Genomic DNA, 12,844 nt, shown 5'->3' on the forward strand with positions numbered 1-12,844 from the left:
TCTGATAACTGTCCTCAATGGCTTTTGTATATAGTGCGGACCAATAAATTCGGCTGTTCTAAGGCTGTACGTTTTTGATTAGTCAATGTTCTATGCTAGCTCATAGAGTACTACAAACTAAGTCAATATTAATAGTAGGTACAACAAATTGAAAATTATGGAATTGTTAATTGGTAACCGGATTAGTAACCAAATCTTTTAGCCATGAATGGATAAATAAATTAGGTAGCGCATTACCTTGCATAAGTCATTTTAGGCCTAGTACTCAGCGCTCTCGTTGTTTGATTAATAACTCAAGTTCAGCAATAGATAGGTTACTGTATTTTTTATATATCTCTATTGTGTTTGATGATGCGTTTGAAGGATTATTAATACCAGCTACTGATTTATAGTTTGAAACTTTAGCGTTAATACTTGTAGCTTTAAGGTCAGTAATTGATGCCATTTCTTGACAAAGTTTGTTTTGTTTTTGTTTTGGGAAGTTTTCAGCACGCAGTATTTTAAAAATCAATAAGCACCTAATCTCATTTAGTTCGTTCCAAGCTGAGTTGTTTCTATAGGCCATTTCTGTTTCCTTATATTTCTATGCTTGTCTTACATAATTGGAAGATACTAAAAAACATTGCAGGTTTAACTTTTCTTTTACTCGTTCAGGGATTTTAGTAATTTGGCGATTCCATTCAGGTAGGTCCGGCACTGCGATAGCATATTTTATGCTTTTACAGGATCTATTCATCAATATGATTGCTTGGCCTAATGCGGAATACATAGCTTGTTCTTTCTGTTTACTAGATTGCCCTTCTACTTCAATTAGGTAAGTGCCATATTTGGGATGAGTTGCACATATATCGACTCTTCCATATTCTTTATGTGCTCCAAAAGTTACTCCTAGCCCATCGAGTAGTCTTTCTGCCTTAAGTACTTTTTCTTTTTTGTCAGGCTTATGCTGTGGACCCTTTGCTCTCTCCATTGAGTCAATATCTACCACAACTTGCCAACCTTGTTTTGGTGAAAACAAGTTGTTTACCAAATGAAATTTCACTTCTAGTTGATACATGATGGCCTTGATATATTGCTATTTTTTAACCATTCAACCAGAAAACCTGTCAACTCAATAGTAAATTTTGAATTTAAATTTAATTGAGTTTATTTAAAATGAGGACTGGCGCGAGCATAAAACTAACGCGCCAGTGATTGGCTCATAAGAGCAATTTTAATCTAAGCACCTGGGCCAAATTCAATTTTGAGCTCGCGAACTCTGGAACAGAGTGTTTCTATAAGGTGCTCTCTTTGTTTCTTGTTTGGACTTTCGAATTGTTCCCCAACAATTTTAATGCTTTTTATGATCATTTCAGTTTGTAGATTAGTGAAATCTACGTAATGTTCTTTTATTTTGTTGGCTTTATTATTAATAAATACGCCTACGGCATTTATTAATGCCTCTTTTGCTAAAGTTCTTCCATTAGGAAGCTGAGGCTCAATTAAATCAAATACTCTCTGGCACACGTTCTGGCAAATTAATGCACAGTCACTGGCACTTGCATGAAGCCTCTTATTTGTATAATGAAGAGGGTACTCCTTAGAAAATTCGATCATCACGTTTGAAAAACCTACGTATTGTGTATCTTGTATTGTCATAAAGACTCCTGTTGAAAAATATCCGCACTTCAATTACGCGCGGAGTTTAATTAATTTAAAAAGTCTAAGAATTCTTCTTCGACTACGTTGTTTAAATCTATGCATTCTGCATTACTTGGATTCGCCAAAAACATGAAACAGTAAGTGTCTGACCTGTCTGGCGATTTAAGGTTGTGGACTTCTCTCATTTCTTTTTTACTACAAATAACCCACTTACCTGACTCATTCAGTTGGACTGGTATTTTGCTTATTTGTGACTTTGTATTTTCGTCTTGATCTATTTTTAAGCGACCTGTCTTAATTGCATCCCTCATCATTATGTGAGCATATGCTCGTTGGTTTATAAAACGGCTTCTGAGCTTATTGTTAAATAGGGGCTTGCCCCATCGAACTTCCTGAACGTTTAGCCCTAATTCTTTTGTTACTTTCACAGTTGCAAAGCCAACTCCATCTCCATCAATCAAGACCGTTATGTTTTGTAATATGTAAGGTTCGACATGTTTTTTTATTTCATGTCCAAAGTCGATTGGATCGATGTTACTTTTCATTTCGATGATATCCACATTGATTACAACTCGTTGCTCAGCAGGTCCTAAAGAAACTTTGCAAATATTGATGACGGACTTATCTCTTCCATTTCCAACGTCACAAGCCGCCACCCATCCCCATTCGTGTTTATCCAAATTAGGTTTTGAGTTTGCGGCCAGTTCACAGTCTTTTCGGGAAAGTAGATACCCCTCCAAACTAGACGGAAAACAACCCATTACCTTTATTTGGTATTCTGGTGAATCTTCTCCCCCATATGAAACTAGCTTTTCTGATATGAACGAGGGAGAAACAAGTGGTGATTCTTCAGAGTTAAGTCTAATAGCGGTCCAAATACCGTTAGGGTTTTTATGAGTTTTTGCTAAGCGGTGATGACTATCATAGAAAAAGCCTGAGTTACGAGTTGGCTGGCTAAGCATACACATATTGTTATTGGACTCTGTAAGTGCCGAGCTTAAGACCTGTAGCGCTTTATCAGGTATTCCACTAGCTTCATCAACAACAACTAGATAAGTATGACAGTGCTCACCTGCTAATGCTTCTTCGTTACCTCTTCGAGCTGATTTCGCTATACAACTCCATACGCCTTTGTACCCGACCGCATAAAACTCTCGTTCATTTAGTGCGAAGTAGCTTTCTATCCACGGCAGGTTTCTACATAACGTTTTAAAGTTAGTTTTAATATATTTCCAAATAACGTTCCGAACTTGTGCAGCATTGTTGGCAACTACCACTACACGACTTTCGGGGTTTAGAATAATAAAAGCGAGGATCATGATACTTGTCATGTCACTCTTTCCTGTCCCGTGACCACTAGAAACAGAAACCCTAGCTCCACGCTGTTGCGTTTCTGCAATGATTTGTCGTTGTTGCCAAGTAGGCTTTTTGTCTATCAAAACCGCTGCAAAAGTGGTCCAGTCAGATTGATATTTGAGCACTAAATCCAAATACCTTGGTTCACTTAAGATTGTTTTCAAACGTGCCATAAACAGTCTGTAGCCTTTTAAACTAATTTTCTGAGCTAATTAAGTTTTTATTGTTTCGGAGTCTTCGTTTCGCTATCGCTATGGACTCCTCTCTAGCTATTTTCTGATCTTCTTCTTTTGCGACGTCTTCCCAATAACTTTTAGCTTTTTGTTCTAATTCTTCTCGTGTAAAAATTTCATCTTCTACGTCCGTAGTTTGATTCTTTAATTCAGCTATCAGTGCATACATTATGAATTGTGGAACTGACCCTAACTCATGTAGTTCATAATTAAATGCTACTTCTGACGCAGTAATTTGCTGGCTTTGAAACTTTTTTAAGATTCTCTTTTTAGTTTGTTCTTTTTTTAAATTAGGTAGCTGGTGGTGAGATAACTCTGATTCTAGGAGTTTTTGAACTTGAGGAGCGAGCTTGGCTACTCGGTCAGCGCATGCAAGGGCTAAGTGAAGCGCACTGACTTCGTCACCGCTTTCCATTAATTGGTGAACTGCTGTTGTTCCTATTGTTGTTATGTTGAACAGTTGCCCTTTCAATATACCAGTTTCAAAAGCTAGATCGTTTTCCAATGCCGAGTTTAATAATGATTCATCAACATTTTGTGAGTAGCCACCATGAACTAAAGCAGCTTTGTTGTTTTTGAGAAATCGAGCACGTCTTGTAATTGGGTCGATTGAGTAATCTTCCGTGCCTTTATTTGTTTTAGTTTTTCTTCTTTGAGTCATACATTAGCCCCTGAGCACAGTGAACATTGTGGTTTTGCTTTACGTAGTTCGGCACTGTTTAAATGGAACTTCATCTCAGCTTTTTTATGGAGGGCTATCCTTTCATTGAGCAAAGGAGTTAAGGATAATTTATCTTGTTTAGAATACAGGGAACAATAAGCGCTCAAGTCACTGTTCTGTACCTTTCTACGCACAGTACACTCTGGATCCACCAGCAGCAGAGCATTGCTTAATATTTGGCGCTTTTCTTCTATTGTGTGTTTCGAAATAATAAAGCTGCGGTTGTTACCATTGAGTTGCTTACTAAACCTCTTAGCCAGGTAACTGAGGCGATAGATTGCCTCGTTGATAGTGTTCTTCATCCCTCTTTTGATTGTGTAAAGTGGATGTTTTACATATTTTGTTGAGCCTTTGGATCTAGAAATCCATAGTTTATTTATATGCTTTTGTAGGGAACTAGGGTGATTTACTTTGTGCCCGCTAAGAAATACAGCTAAGTGGTAATGCTCTTTGTTTGATTTGTTTTGCTCACGCGTACAAAAGTATTTAACAGTACATTTATACTCCTGCTTTAATTTAGTACAGAGCTCAGCCAAGAATGAGCGAATTAAATTGTTGTTAGTGTTGTAACTGTAAGGGTGAAGATCTATGCGAAGCATAGAAACACGGGAATAGCGAAGTAGCATTGACTCACATAACAAAAATGCGTTCTTGAGAGCGCCTTCGTTTATATCTAGCGAGCGCGGCTTATAAATCTGATAAGAGTGATCTTTATAGACATAAAATGTTGAATTCTTTTTTGTAATTTTGAATGTCATCGTAAGTACTACTTTTTAATAAACGAGGCGGCTTATATATTTTAAATACCGCCAATCGGGCTAAAAAATTATTTGGAGTGCTAAAAATTTTTGGATTGAAGCCAAGCGTTGACATGCTTGAACTGCCAATAAGAGCGTTGATTTTGGATAAAAGTAGGCTGCGGAAATTTACCGGTTTTCACCCATCGTCCCAGTGTTGACCGGCTAATATTAAGCAGTTTCTGTATATCAGGCTTGCGCATTAGTCTTTCATCTTCGATGTAAAGCTCTAGGTGATTTAAAACCTTATCCATTGCTCACCTCATAGTTATTAATTACTTCACGTGATTGCACCCACTCGACAAGCTCTGATAAAAGCCATGCTACACTTGAACCTGAGGGAGTTAACTTTCTCCGTTTGGGAAATAGCCCTTTCTGCTCTAGTTTCCATGCCTGTACGCGGGATATTGAAGTTATACTTTTACGCTCCGGCTCTTTTACTAATCGATCAAATTGGAATGTCATAACTTGTTCTTTCATGTTTTCTCTCGTTACTTTGTGTTTGCGAGAATACTGACAAGTTCTAGCCTTAAAAACACCCACACCACAGTGTGGTGTGTATAAAATAATTATTTCACAGATAGCTTTTTATGGATTAGACGGTCAGGAAAAGCCCCCTTGATTAGAGGGATAACGTCTTCAACGCTTAACTTTGGATGCCCGGAAGGCCGAGTTCTTGGAGGTGCAGTAGAAATATATTGTTCAATTTTGCGTATTGAAGGGCAGCGTTGTGGGTAGCCTTTAAGCGCATCCAAGTTGCTGTTTCCTTGCAATAAGCTGAAATTATTAATGATCTTAAAAATGGCCTCTGCAATAATTAGTTTTGAAGTAAATCGAGTTCCATCATAAAAAAAATCGGACATTTCATTAACCAGATTTTTGACCGTTTCAAATTTTTTTGCGCTGAAACGGCCATTTTTAATAGGCTTCGAAACCTTTACTTTGTAGCCTGTCAAACAATGACGGCCCATACAAACTTCTGTATCATGTGCCCCTGCTGAGTACCCTAGCATTAAAGCTTTGGCAATTACCCTGTTTAAATTCTTCGTATTTTGCTCGCCACAAAGTCCTTGTAACTCCAGGCTATTTTTTAATTTCGTATACTCGTTTAGGTTTTGAAACACATATTTTAATGACGTGTCTATTGTCACATTACCTATAGACTCTTCTAGTTTTGCTCCTTTTTTGACTGCGTTTCTAGCTCGAGCAGCCAGCAACATAAGCAACGCGTCAGCTGGGTACGGTGAATCTAGCATTTTTGAGAGTTGGCTTTGATCTGCTATGTGGGTTTGTCCAAGGGCCTCCAACTTGTTGGTGTATAACTCAACGAATAGCATTTGTTCCAGTTCTAATAGTTGGGCCTGTTTTTCTTTTGCTGTGATCATGTTTGTTCCTTTAGTGGTTCAAAGTGTGTCACATTAAAAGAGGTGCTAATTTTGTTCTAGGGATTCTCTAGGGGAATTAAAGTTTCTTCCGTTTAAGAAAGTATTTACGAGCTTATCTATTACAGCCTTAATACTTTCTAATGAAATTAAGTGATAGAGTGGCATTGATATACAGAACATTTAAGTTCCTAAAGCTGTTTGAAGTTGCGCTTTTATAAAGCTGCTCTGTTGCTTTAAAGTCGACAGTTTTGATAAGTAGCAATGCTTTGTCAGTGGGGGGCGCATGCTATTTCTGTTATCAATTTGAAAACTCAATGAAATGGACTTAGGAATTTTGAGACCGTTTAGCTTTTTAAACTGACGTAAGGATTATTAGTAGTGAATAAATTTTTGATGAACATCTTGTTAATAGCTGGTTTTTGGTCGCCTGTTGCATTGGCGTCGGCGACCCCAGACAGTTTTGAGTTAATTTGTGACAAGATAGACGTGATTGGTAGGTCATTTGATGAGTCACGAGTTTCTAGCTCTTACATTAAATGGGATAAAAAAAAGAAGTCTTTATCTATCAAAAGTGAAGAGTTAAATGAATTTCATGGCGAGTTAAACGGTAACTACAATGATATTTTTGTTCGTCAGGAGAACATGGATTCCTATCCCAGGATTTATTTCACTTTTAAATCTAATCCATCTTTTGACAAGTGGGAGAATGGCCACGGCACACGATTTGTTAGTACGCAGGTTGATATTTCACCTGAATCAAAACGAGCTCTATTCAATTTAACGTCATTTAATCAAACAGGTGGAGTTATTTCAAACGTGACAACGAAACGAGCTTGGTGCAAATTACGGTAGTTATATAAAGTTAAAGTGTACTGGCTCGAACCTGAACTGATATTCGGGCCGCGAGCCTAGGCTTAAACTGACAGGTAGAACAAGTCTGAGTTAGCACATATTATTGTAAGGCTTACTTGTGCCATTTTTAGCTATTTGAGACATAGCTTTTTGTCATTGATCATGCTCTACCTCAGAACTAAGCTATCAGCGGCTTATAATTGTTTACTAAAATGTAAGGTGAAGCGGAGCGAACTTTAATAAGTCCCGTGCTTAATGCGTTTGTTAGGGAATTACTCCCCGGGATCAAATGTGTAATCTTCATAATACCTTAAGATTTTATAAAGCTTGGGAACCCCGCTTATAGTCTGAACTTCAATATCTACTACGTAGGCTAATTCATGCCATTGCTTATTAAAACTGTTATGTCCATGTAACATTGCTTCTTTTACTGCATTATTTTCAAAAATTACTTTAGTAGGATTCTTTCTAATAGCTTCAACAATTGCTTTGTCACCTGTTTCTGAGTTGGAATCAAACTTCGTTTGATACCATACAAGAACTTTCTTTTTATGAATGTGATCGGCTGGCTCGTCTATGTTGGCAATTTTTCGATTAATAAAGTTTTGAGCTGCATTTGCTTGTTCAGAACTTAAGATCAATTGATTAATAACGGTGGCGTTGTCACTAGCGGAAATAACTAATTGAGAACCTGCGTCTTTTGCAACCGGCTCAATAATATTTTTCCATTGCAAAAGATCTTTCTTAGTTAAATCCTGAGGTGGGTTTTTAGCCTTACCTAGAAACCAATCAATAATATTAGAAGCAGTTGCAACCCATTGATAAAGTGAACCTCCTTGCCAAAGAAGAGGAACAAGAGGCGCAGCTTTAGTGACCAATTCTACTACTATTGACCCAGATCGCACTTCTTTAATTAGAAGCTCACTTGATATGTCACAGTCTTCTGAAGACTCATGCTCAACAAACCGTTGAAATTGAGAACTAAGGTCCAACAATGAAACAGTTAAATCAGTCAAATTAACTGGCCTTTCATTATTAATCTTAACTTCTAGTTTTTTATCAAAATCGATGTCGATAGTATTCATTGGCTCCATGCTTAACCTCAATAATGTTTGGTTAAAAGGGGGCTTAAGCCCGTTCCAGTCTGTACACCGGACAGTTTGAGTCACTTGTTAGGAAATATTGGTGTGTTTGACTATTTTCATGGTGTCTGGATCTAAAACACCGTATTCAGACTGTTCGTAGTCAAGCAGCGGCCTGCCACTAAGATTTATATTTCCAAAATCTTTATTGGGCCAGAAAATTGCAAAAGGCTTGGCATTGGAGTACTTATATATTTTGGTTACCTGTGGTGCCCCACCAATTTTATCGTAGGTATTCTCGCGCAACATATCTCGAAGCACCTCTAATGGCTCCATATCAAATCCACCCTCCTTTATTTTGCCTCTTTCTTTCAGCAACCTAACCAGGTTTTCCTTAAACGCGTCTTCGTAATCGCCTGTAATGGCGAGAAGTTTATCTTGATTTGGCCCGGTCCAGCTTCGAGAGGGCCTGAAGGTGAATCGTTTAATACTTGCGTCGTAATGTAATAACCATGACCGGAAAGCTCCTAATTTCCAAGACCAACCAGCTACTAAAAAAGTCGTGTCCGGTTCGTTCTTAAGTCCTACTGGCAAATCGTGAACGAGTGTAACCATGTTATTTAGTATGCGCAGTAGGTGACCTTTAAGATCTGTAATATCCATTGCTCGGTTCAGTAATTTAGGATGTTGTGCTACAGCTGATTGCATTTGGAGCATTATTGGGTAGGCATACATTGTATCGCCTGCAAAACAAACTACCACGTCATTTCTCGGGAGGATTCTGATTTTAGGGCAACAGTCCCAACGACAGCCAAAGCTCAGGCGGCTATCGGTAGCGACAATAAGCTCTTCGATCGATTCTACTTTTCTTATCCATGCTAAAGATATAGTCATATTTTGCCCAATTTAAACAGGTTGTTTTGCTTTTACTTAATCAGTTCAGGGTTCTTATTTAAATAATCCCATGCCCATGGCTGAATGTTGTATGGAAACACATCGTGGTAATGAGCCAGGTTTGAAGCTCTTCGAATAACCATTGCTGCCTCTAACTCTTTTGCTACACCATTAGAGTATTTGATTGAGGTTGTTCGCGTGTTCCTGTCTATATATTCAGATAATAGTTTTTTTTCTTCTACCGTAAGAGCATGCAAGCGTTGTTGATAACTTTTTAATTTGAAGTGCCATTTTATTTTTTGTGAAATCCATTTAAAAGCTGGGAAAATGCTCTCAGACAAAAGTACTGATATTGAAATCAGCCAAATTAGAGAAATCCATATTTGAAGACTATTTTTCGCTTCAATTAAAGCTAATTTATAAAGGAATTCATCCCCTGAAAAGAGTATTGTTGAGGTAATAACACAAAGGATGAAAGCTTGTTTTCCAGACAACTTTAACCATTCGAATATTTGCTTAACGTCCATCATGATCTCTCCTTAATGCATGACATTGTATTAACCGGGACTCATTTTAAGTCGTACGTTAAAAAAACTTTGCCCATTCATAAAAAATATAAGATGTTTTAACACTTTAGCTGAATTAATTCTATTAGTTAAAACCTTTGTCGGTGAAGAAACAGAGACTTCCTTATAAAGAACCTCACACCGTTTTCATTAATCTAATCAGCATTATCTTTGCATAAACCATACACATATGTATTCCACAAACTAAAAGCTAACGACTCTATCGAAAAAATTAAGTGAAATGCTCGCTGTAGCTGCCTAATTTCACACATCCGGGTAATTGAAAATATTACGTCAAAATTATACTAATACATTTATTGTATTAATTTTCGTAGCTCTGCGATCTTTGACTTGTACATATTAATATCTTCATCTTTGAATTGACTTCCTGAACGGTCTAACCTTTCTGTCAGTTTTGCTATAGCGCTTTCAAACTCTATAAAGGATTTACTTTTCAGCTTACCGAACTTAAAAGCTGATTTGCTTATTTGAAACCCAAGTGACTTTGAAATTAACTCAGTTTTATTGAGAGCGTCGTTGAAACTTTTTTTTGCGGCTTTATCTGATTTAGTGCGAATAGGTGATAGTTGTGTAAACGAGTTAATTTTATTGCTTTTAGTTTTTGTCGGGGGCTCAATTAAATCATTTGATTTTTTAATTTCAGTTTTTGTTTCTTCTTGGGAAAGCACTTCACTTTTGGCTCTTTTAGACAATCTTTGTAGAACAATGTTAGTTTCAGTGGTTTCTGTTGAAGTTGATGGAGATGTTTGTAAAGATTCTCCTGACAGTAAAGTCAATTCGTGTTGTCTGTATAGTGCTAATTCTTCCTCATTCTGTAGCTGAATTTCTGCAATCAAAGCATTTACTTCATTAATATTTGGCTCGGGACTACTAGAAACTTCTTGTTGGCTTTTAGCATCGATTAAGTCCGAGTCTATAACCCCTATGTCTACAGTTTTATTTGTCAGTTTTTTTTCATTCGTTAAGGTGAATTTGTTGAGCCAATTTCGCTCGGGGTTGTATCCGTTTTTGTTTGAGTCACCCTGGCCATCTTTGGTTTGATTGAATCCATATTTGTAGGTTTCAAATGTGTCTATGTATTCAAGCTCTTTTGAATCTAATAAATCAATAGTCGTCTCTTCAACCAGCTCAAATGTTAGGTTGTTAGAGTATGGTTGTTTTGACAGCCATAATGTTTGCATTGCTGGATTATGATGAATTCCTTTTTTAAGGTCCCTTATATGTGCTTTTAAACGCTTTCCAACATTTTTCGATTGTCCTATATACGTTTTAAAATCTTTGCCGTAAATGCAATAAATGCCAATTTTGCCATTTAATTTATTGCAGAAGGACTCGAGGTTTCGCTTTGGGGCGAAAGATTTATTAGTAATAGGGTGTTTCGCTCTCGGTGATAATGGTGCAGAGATAGGCTTTTTTTTGTTGGTAGTTTTGTTGGGGGATTTGGTTGGTTTCAAAGGTGGCTGAGACTCTTCTGTTCCCAGATATTCAAAAACATTAATAAACGCCTTTCCTACCACGTAGGTTAGTGACGTTTTTGGCTCAATTTCACAATAGATGGAATCAAACTGATCAATATACTCTTGATATAGTTCGTACTCTGCTTCGTCTATGAAACCGAGTAGTGTTCTACTACCCCAAACATACACGTTAGCTTTCTTCTGATTTTTATTGTTAGGGGTGATATAGCAACGAGTTTTTTTAGTATATAAATTATTAAACTCTGACTCTGTAAGATCCTGGACCTGTTTACACCATGTCGTGCCGTTAATTAAGAATGATTTAGGCAGGTTGAACTCCATTCATGCTAAACATACTCCCCCATTGGAAGCAAATTGACGATCCTAACAAAAAAACATCATTTTAATTAATCTTTTAGCAAATAAAAGCCAAACTATTAATCTTAGCTTTATGGACCGTTGATCTCGGCTATTTGTTTTAAATAAATTTGAATTGGCATTAATTCAATTTGTAACGCGCTTTTTAGCTTATCTATTGAATTGATGCCAATAATCTAAGGGGACTGTAAGACCAATTTAAAGAAAAGGCTCTATGACTTCAGATAGTTTTTGTAACGCTTTTTTTCTGTCATCAAAATAGTCGTGTCTGTTATAAACACCTTCAACACCCGTGATTTTGTGGTTGAGACACCGTTCTGCAATATCGCTAGGCGTGCCTAGTTCAGAAAGTAGACTTCTAAATGTTCGCCTAATATCGTGAATGGTAAACTTTTCAATGCCAGCCCGTATTAAGTAGTTGGGATAAGGTTGTTTTTTACTATCTACTTTCTCTCCAAATAATTTAGACAATGCATGGTTTAAGGTGTCATCAGAAATGTATGCTCTTCGTTTGCTAGCTCTTCGTGCTGGAAGTAAGTAATCGGAACCGGCAGCTCTCACTTTCAATTCAATCAAAAATTTGATTGCTAAGTCTGAAAGTGGAATTTGAATTGCTGAACTTGTTTTATTTCTGTTCTCATCCAAACTCCAAACTTTATTCTCAAGATCAAATTCTTCCCATTTTGCTGCTGTAAGCTCTGTTTTTCTGACGCCCAGACAAAGTAAGAGAGCCATAGCAATATAATTATCGCGGGTAAATATCTGTGATTGTTGACGGAATACTTCAAATGTCACTTTAAGCTCATCTAATGATAGGGCTCTCGTCCTACTTTTTTCAGTACCACCAGCGTCTGATAATTCGAAAGCTGCAGCGGGGTTACCACCTTTTAAATCAAGCTTAATTGCGTGATTAAATAACTTCTTTAATAAACGAAGAGTTTTATTTGCTATTGACGGTCGATTACTTTTGGCGACGGTTTGAATTATATCTCTAATGTCTCTGGCATTAACACGTTCAATAGCAAGCTCACCAATATATGGTTTAACTTCGTTTTCGTAATATCGTTTTTCTATATGAGGATATTTTAGCTTTCCTGAGCGGCCATTGAACCAATCTTCAAATAATTCATTTACAACCCTAATTGATTGAGACTTACCTCTGACTTTTTCAGCTAAAGGATCTATGCCTTCTCTAACTTGCTGAATTATTAAAGCGGCTTGGAGCTTGGCTATAGCTAAGCTCATTGCAGGGTAAGCCCCGCCAGCAATTCGCATAAACTTTCTTTTTCCATTGATGCTGTAACGAACTTCCCAGTAAGCCTTTCCTAATGTTTGAACTCTAATGTAAAGGTTATCAGCAACAGCCTTTCTTCCTTTGGTCTCTGATTTTATAAAGGCTTTAATTTGTTTATCGTTCATATCACTCCGTGCTGGTGGTTACTAATTTTACTTTTTATGGTT

Annotated in this window: 15 protein-coding genes; 1 reads left to right on the forward strand and 14 read right to left on the reverse strand. The window is 37.1% G+C overall.

Annotation, left to right across the window (positions count from 1 at the left end):
• Positions 1–265 precede the first annotated feature (265 nt).
• From J1N51_RS11465 to J1N51_RS11505, 9 genes are all read right to left on the reverse strand, one after another.
• Positions 266–565, reverse strand: coding sequence for a hypothetical protein (locus J1N51_RS11465; protein WP_208831401.1), 300 nt, complete (start codon positions 563–565; stop codon positions 266–268).
• Between the two features lie 18 nt (positions 566–583).
• Positions 584–1,057, reverse strand: a complete 474-nt coding sequence (locus J1N51_RS11470) for a hypothetical protein (protein WP_208831402.1) — start codon at positions 1,055–1,057, stop codon at positions 584–586.
• Positions 1,058–1,218: 161 nt separating this feature from the next.
• Positions 1,219–1,638: a hypothetical protein gene (locus tag J1N51_RS11475; RefSeq protein WP_208831403.1), complete on the reverse strand. Its 420-nt coding sequence runs from the start codon at positions 1,636–1,638 to the stop codon at positions 1,219–1,221.
• 50 nt (positions 1,639–1,688) lie between these two features.
• Entirely contained in the window at positions 1,689–3,170 is a 1,482-nt protein-coding gene (locus tag J1N51_RS11480) for a terminase (RefSeq protein ID WP_208831404.1), read from the reverse strand.
• A 22-nt stretch (positions 3,171–3,192) separates the two neighbouring features.
• Positions 3,193–3,891, reverse strand: a complete 699-nt coding sequence (locus J1N51_RS11485) for a hypothetical protein (protein ID WP_208831405.1) — start codon at positions 3,889–3,891, stop codon at positions 3,193–3,195.
• Positions 3,888–4,709 (reverse strand): YagK/YfjJ domain-containing protein, encoded by an 822-nt coding sequence (locus J1N51_RS11490; RefSeq protein WP_208831406.1) that lies wholly within the window; start codon positions 4,707–4,709, stop codon positions 3,888–3,890. Before J1N51_RS11490 ends, J1N51_RS11485 begins: the two co-directional genes overlap by 4 nt.
• 80 nt (positions 4,710–4,789) lie before the next feature.
• On the reverse strand, positions 4,790–5,002 hold the full coding sequence (locus J1N51_RS14875) for a helix-turn-helix transcriptional regulator (protein WP_208831407.1): 213 nt from the start codon (positions 5,000–5,002) through the stop codon (positions 4,790–4,792).
• Positions 4,995–5,228 carry a helix-turn-helix transcriptional regulator gene (locus J1N51_RS11500; protein ID WP_208831408.1) on the reverse strand — a complete coding sequence of 78 codons (234 nt, stop codon included), beginning with the start codon at positions 5,226–5,228 and terminating at the stop codon, positions 4,995–4,997. The genes J1N51_RS14875 and J1N51_RS11500 overlap by 8 nt, the downstream gene beginning before the upstream one ends.
• 89 nt (positions 5,229–5,317) lie before the next feature.
• Positions 5,318–6,133, reverse strand: a complete 816-nt coding sequence (locus tag J1N51_RS11505) for a hypothetical protein (protein ID WP_208831409.1) — start codon at positions 6,131–6,133, stop codon at positions 5,318–5,320.
• Positions 6,134–6,511: 378 nt separating this feature from the next.
• Between J1N51_RS11505 and J1N51_RS11510 the strand changes: the two genes are divergently transcribed.
• Complete coding sequence (locus J1N51_RS11510) at positions 6,512–6,985, forward strand: hypothetical protein (protein WP_208831410.1); 474 nt, start codon at positions 6,512–6,514, stop codon at positions 6,983–6,985.
• A gap of 272 nt (positions 6,986–7,257) precedes the next feature.
• Here the strand turns inward: J1N51_RS11510 and J1N51_RS11515 are convergent, their stop codons facing one another.
• From J1N51_RS11515 to J1N51_RS11535, 5 genes are all read right to left on the reverse strand, one after another.
• Positions 7,258–8,070, reverse strand: a complete 813-nt coding sequence (locus J1N51_RS11515) for a hypothetical protein (protein WP_208831411.1) — start codon at positions 8,068–8,070, stop codon at positions 7,258–7,260.
• Positions 8,071–8,157: 87 nt separating this feature from the next.
• Complete coding sequence (locus J1N51_RS11520) at positions 8,158–8,961, reverse strand: hypothetical protein (RefSeq protein ID WP_208831412.1); 804 nt, start codon at positions 8,959–8,961, stop codon at positions 8,158–8,160.
• A 32-nt stretch (positions 8,962–8,993) separates the two neighbouring features.
• On the reverse strand, positions 8,994–9,491 hold the full coding sequence (locus tag J1N51_RS11525) for a superinfection exclusion B family protein (RefSeq protein WP_208831413.1): 498 nt from the start codon (positions 9,489–9,491) through the stop codon (positions 8,994–8,996).
• A 350-nt stretch (positions 9,492–9,841) separates the two neighbouring features.
• Complete coding sequence (locus J1N51_RS11530; RefSeq protein ID WP_208831414.1) at positions 9,842–11,347, reverse strand: GIY-YIG nuclease family protein; 1,506 nt, start codon at positions 11,345–11,347, stop codon at positions 9,842–9,844.
• A gap of 234 nt (positions 11,348–11,581) precedes the next feature.
• On the reverse strand, positions 11,582–12,802 hold the full coding sequence (locus J1N51_RS11535) for a tyrosine-type recombinase/integrase (RefSeq protein WP_208831415.1): 1,221 nt from the start codon (positions 12,800–12,802) through the stop codon (positions 11,582–11,584).
• Positions 12,803–12,844 lie beyond the last annotated feature (42 nt).

The organism is Psychrosphaera ytuae (genome assembly GCF_017638545.1).
Taxonomy (GTDB): Bacteria; Pseudomonadota; Gammaproteobacteria; order Enterobacterales; family Alteromonadaceae; genus Psychrosphaera; species Psychrosphaera ytuae.

Excerpts from the sequence above, each read along its gene's own strand:
- J1N51_RS14875 (WP_208831407.1), bottom strand. The coding sequence starts at position 5,002 with ATGGATAAGGTTTTAAATCACCTAGAGCTTTACATCGAAGATGAAAGA.
- J1N51_RS11525 (WP_208831413.1), bottom strand. The coding sequence starts at position 9,491 with ATGATGGACGTTAAGCAAATATTCGAATGGTTAAAGTTGTCTGGAAAA.
- J1N51_RS11475 (WP_208831403.1), bottom strand. The coding sequence starts at position 1,638 with ATGACAATACAAGATACACAATACGTAGGTTTTTCAAACGTGATGATC.
- J1N51_RS11505 (WP_208831409.1), bottom strand. The coding sequence starts at position 6,133 with ATGATCACAGCAAAAGAAAAACAGGCCCAACTATTAGAACTGGAACAA.
- J1N51_RS11470 (WP_208831402.1), bottom strand. The coding sequence starts at position 1,057 with ATGTATCAACTAGAAGTGAAATTTCATTTGGTAAACAACTTGTTTTCA.
- J1N51_RS11465 (WP_208831401.1), bottom strand. The coding sequence starts at position 565 with ATGGCCTATAGAAACAACTCAGCTTGGAACGAACTAAATGAGATTAGG.
- J1N51_RS11520 (WP_208831412.1), bottom strand. The coding sequence starts at position 8,961 with ATGACTATATCTTTAGCATGGATAAGAAAAGTAGAATCGATCGAAGAG.
- J1N51_RS11500 (WP_208831408.1), bottom strand. The coding sequence starts at position 5,228 with ATGAAAGAACAAGTTATGACATTCCAATTTGATCGATTAGTAAAAGAG.
- J1N51_RS11480 (WP_208831404.1), bottom strand. The coding sequence starts at position 3,170 with ATGGCACGTTTGAAAACAATCTTAAGTGAACCAAGGTATTTGGATTTA.
- J1N51_RS11535 (WP_208831415.1), bottom strand. The coding sequence starts at position 12,802 with ATGAACGATAAACAAATTAAAGCCTTTATAAAATCAGAGACCAAAGGA.
- J1N51_RS11485 (WP_208831405.1), bottom strand. The coding sequence starts at position 3,891 with ATGACTCAAAGAAGAAAAACTAAAACAAATAAAGGCACGGAAGATTAC.
- J1N51_RS11490 (WP_208831406.1), bottom strand. The coding sequence starts at position 4,709 with ATGACATTCAAAATTACAAAAAAGAATTCAACATTTTATGTCTATAAA.
- J1N51_RS11515 (WP_208831411.1), bottom strand. The coding sequence starts at position 8,070 with ATGAATACTATCGACATCGATTTTGATAAAAAACTAGAAGTTAAGATT.
- J1N51_RS11530 (WP_208831414.1), bottom strand. The coding sequence starts at position 11,347 with ATGGAGTTCAACCTGCCTAAATCATTCTTAATTAACGGCACGACATGG.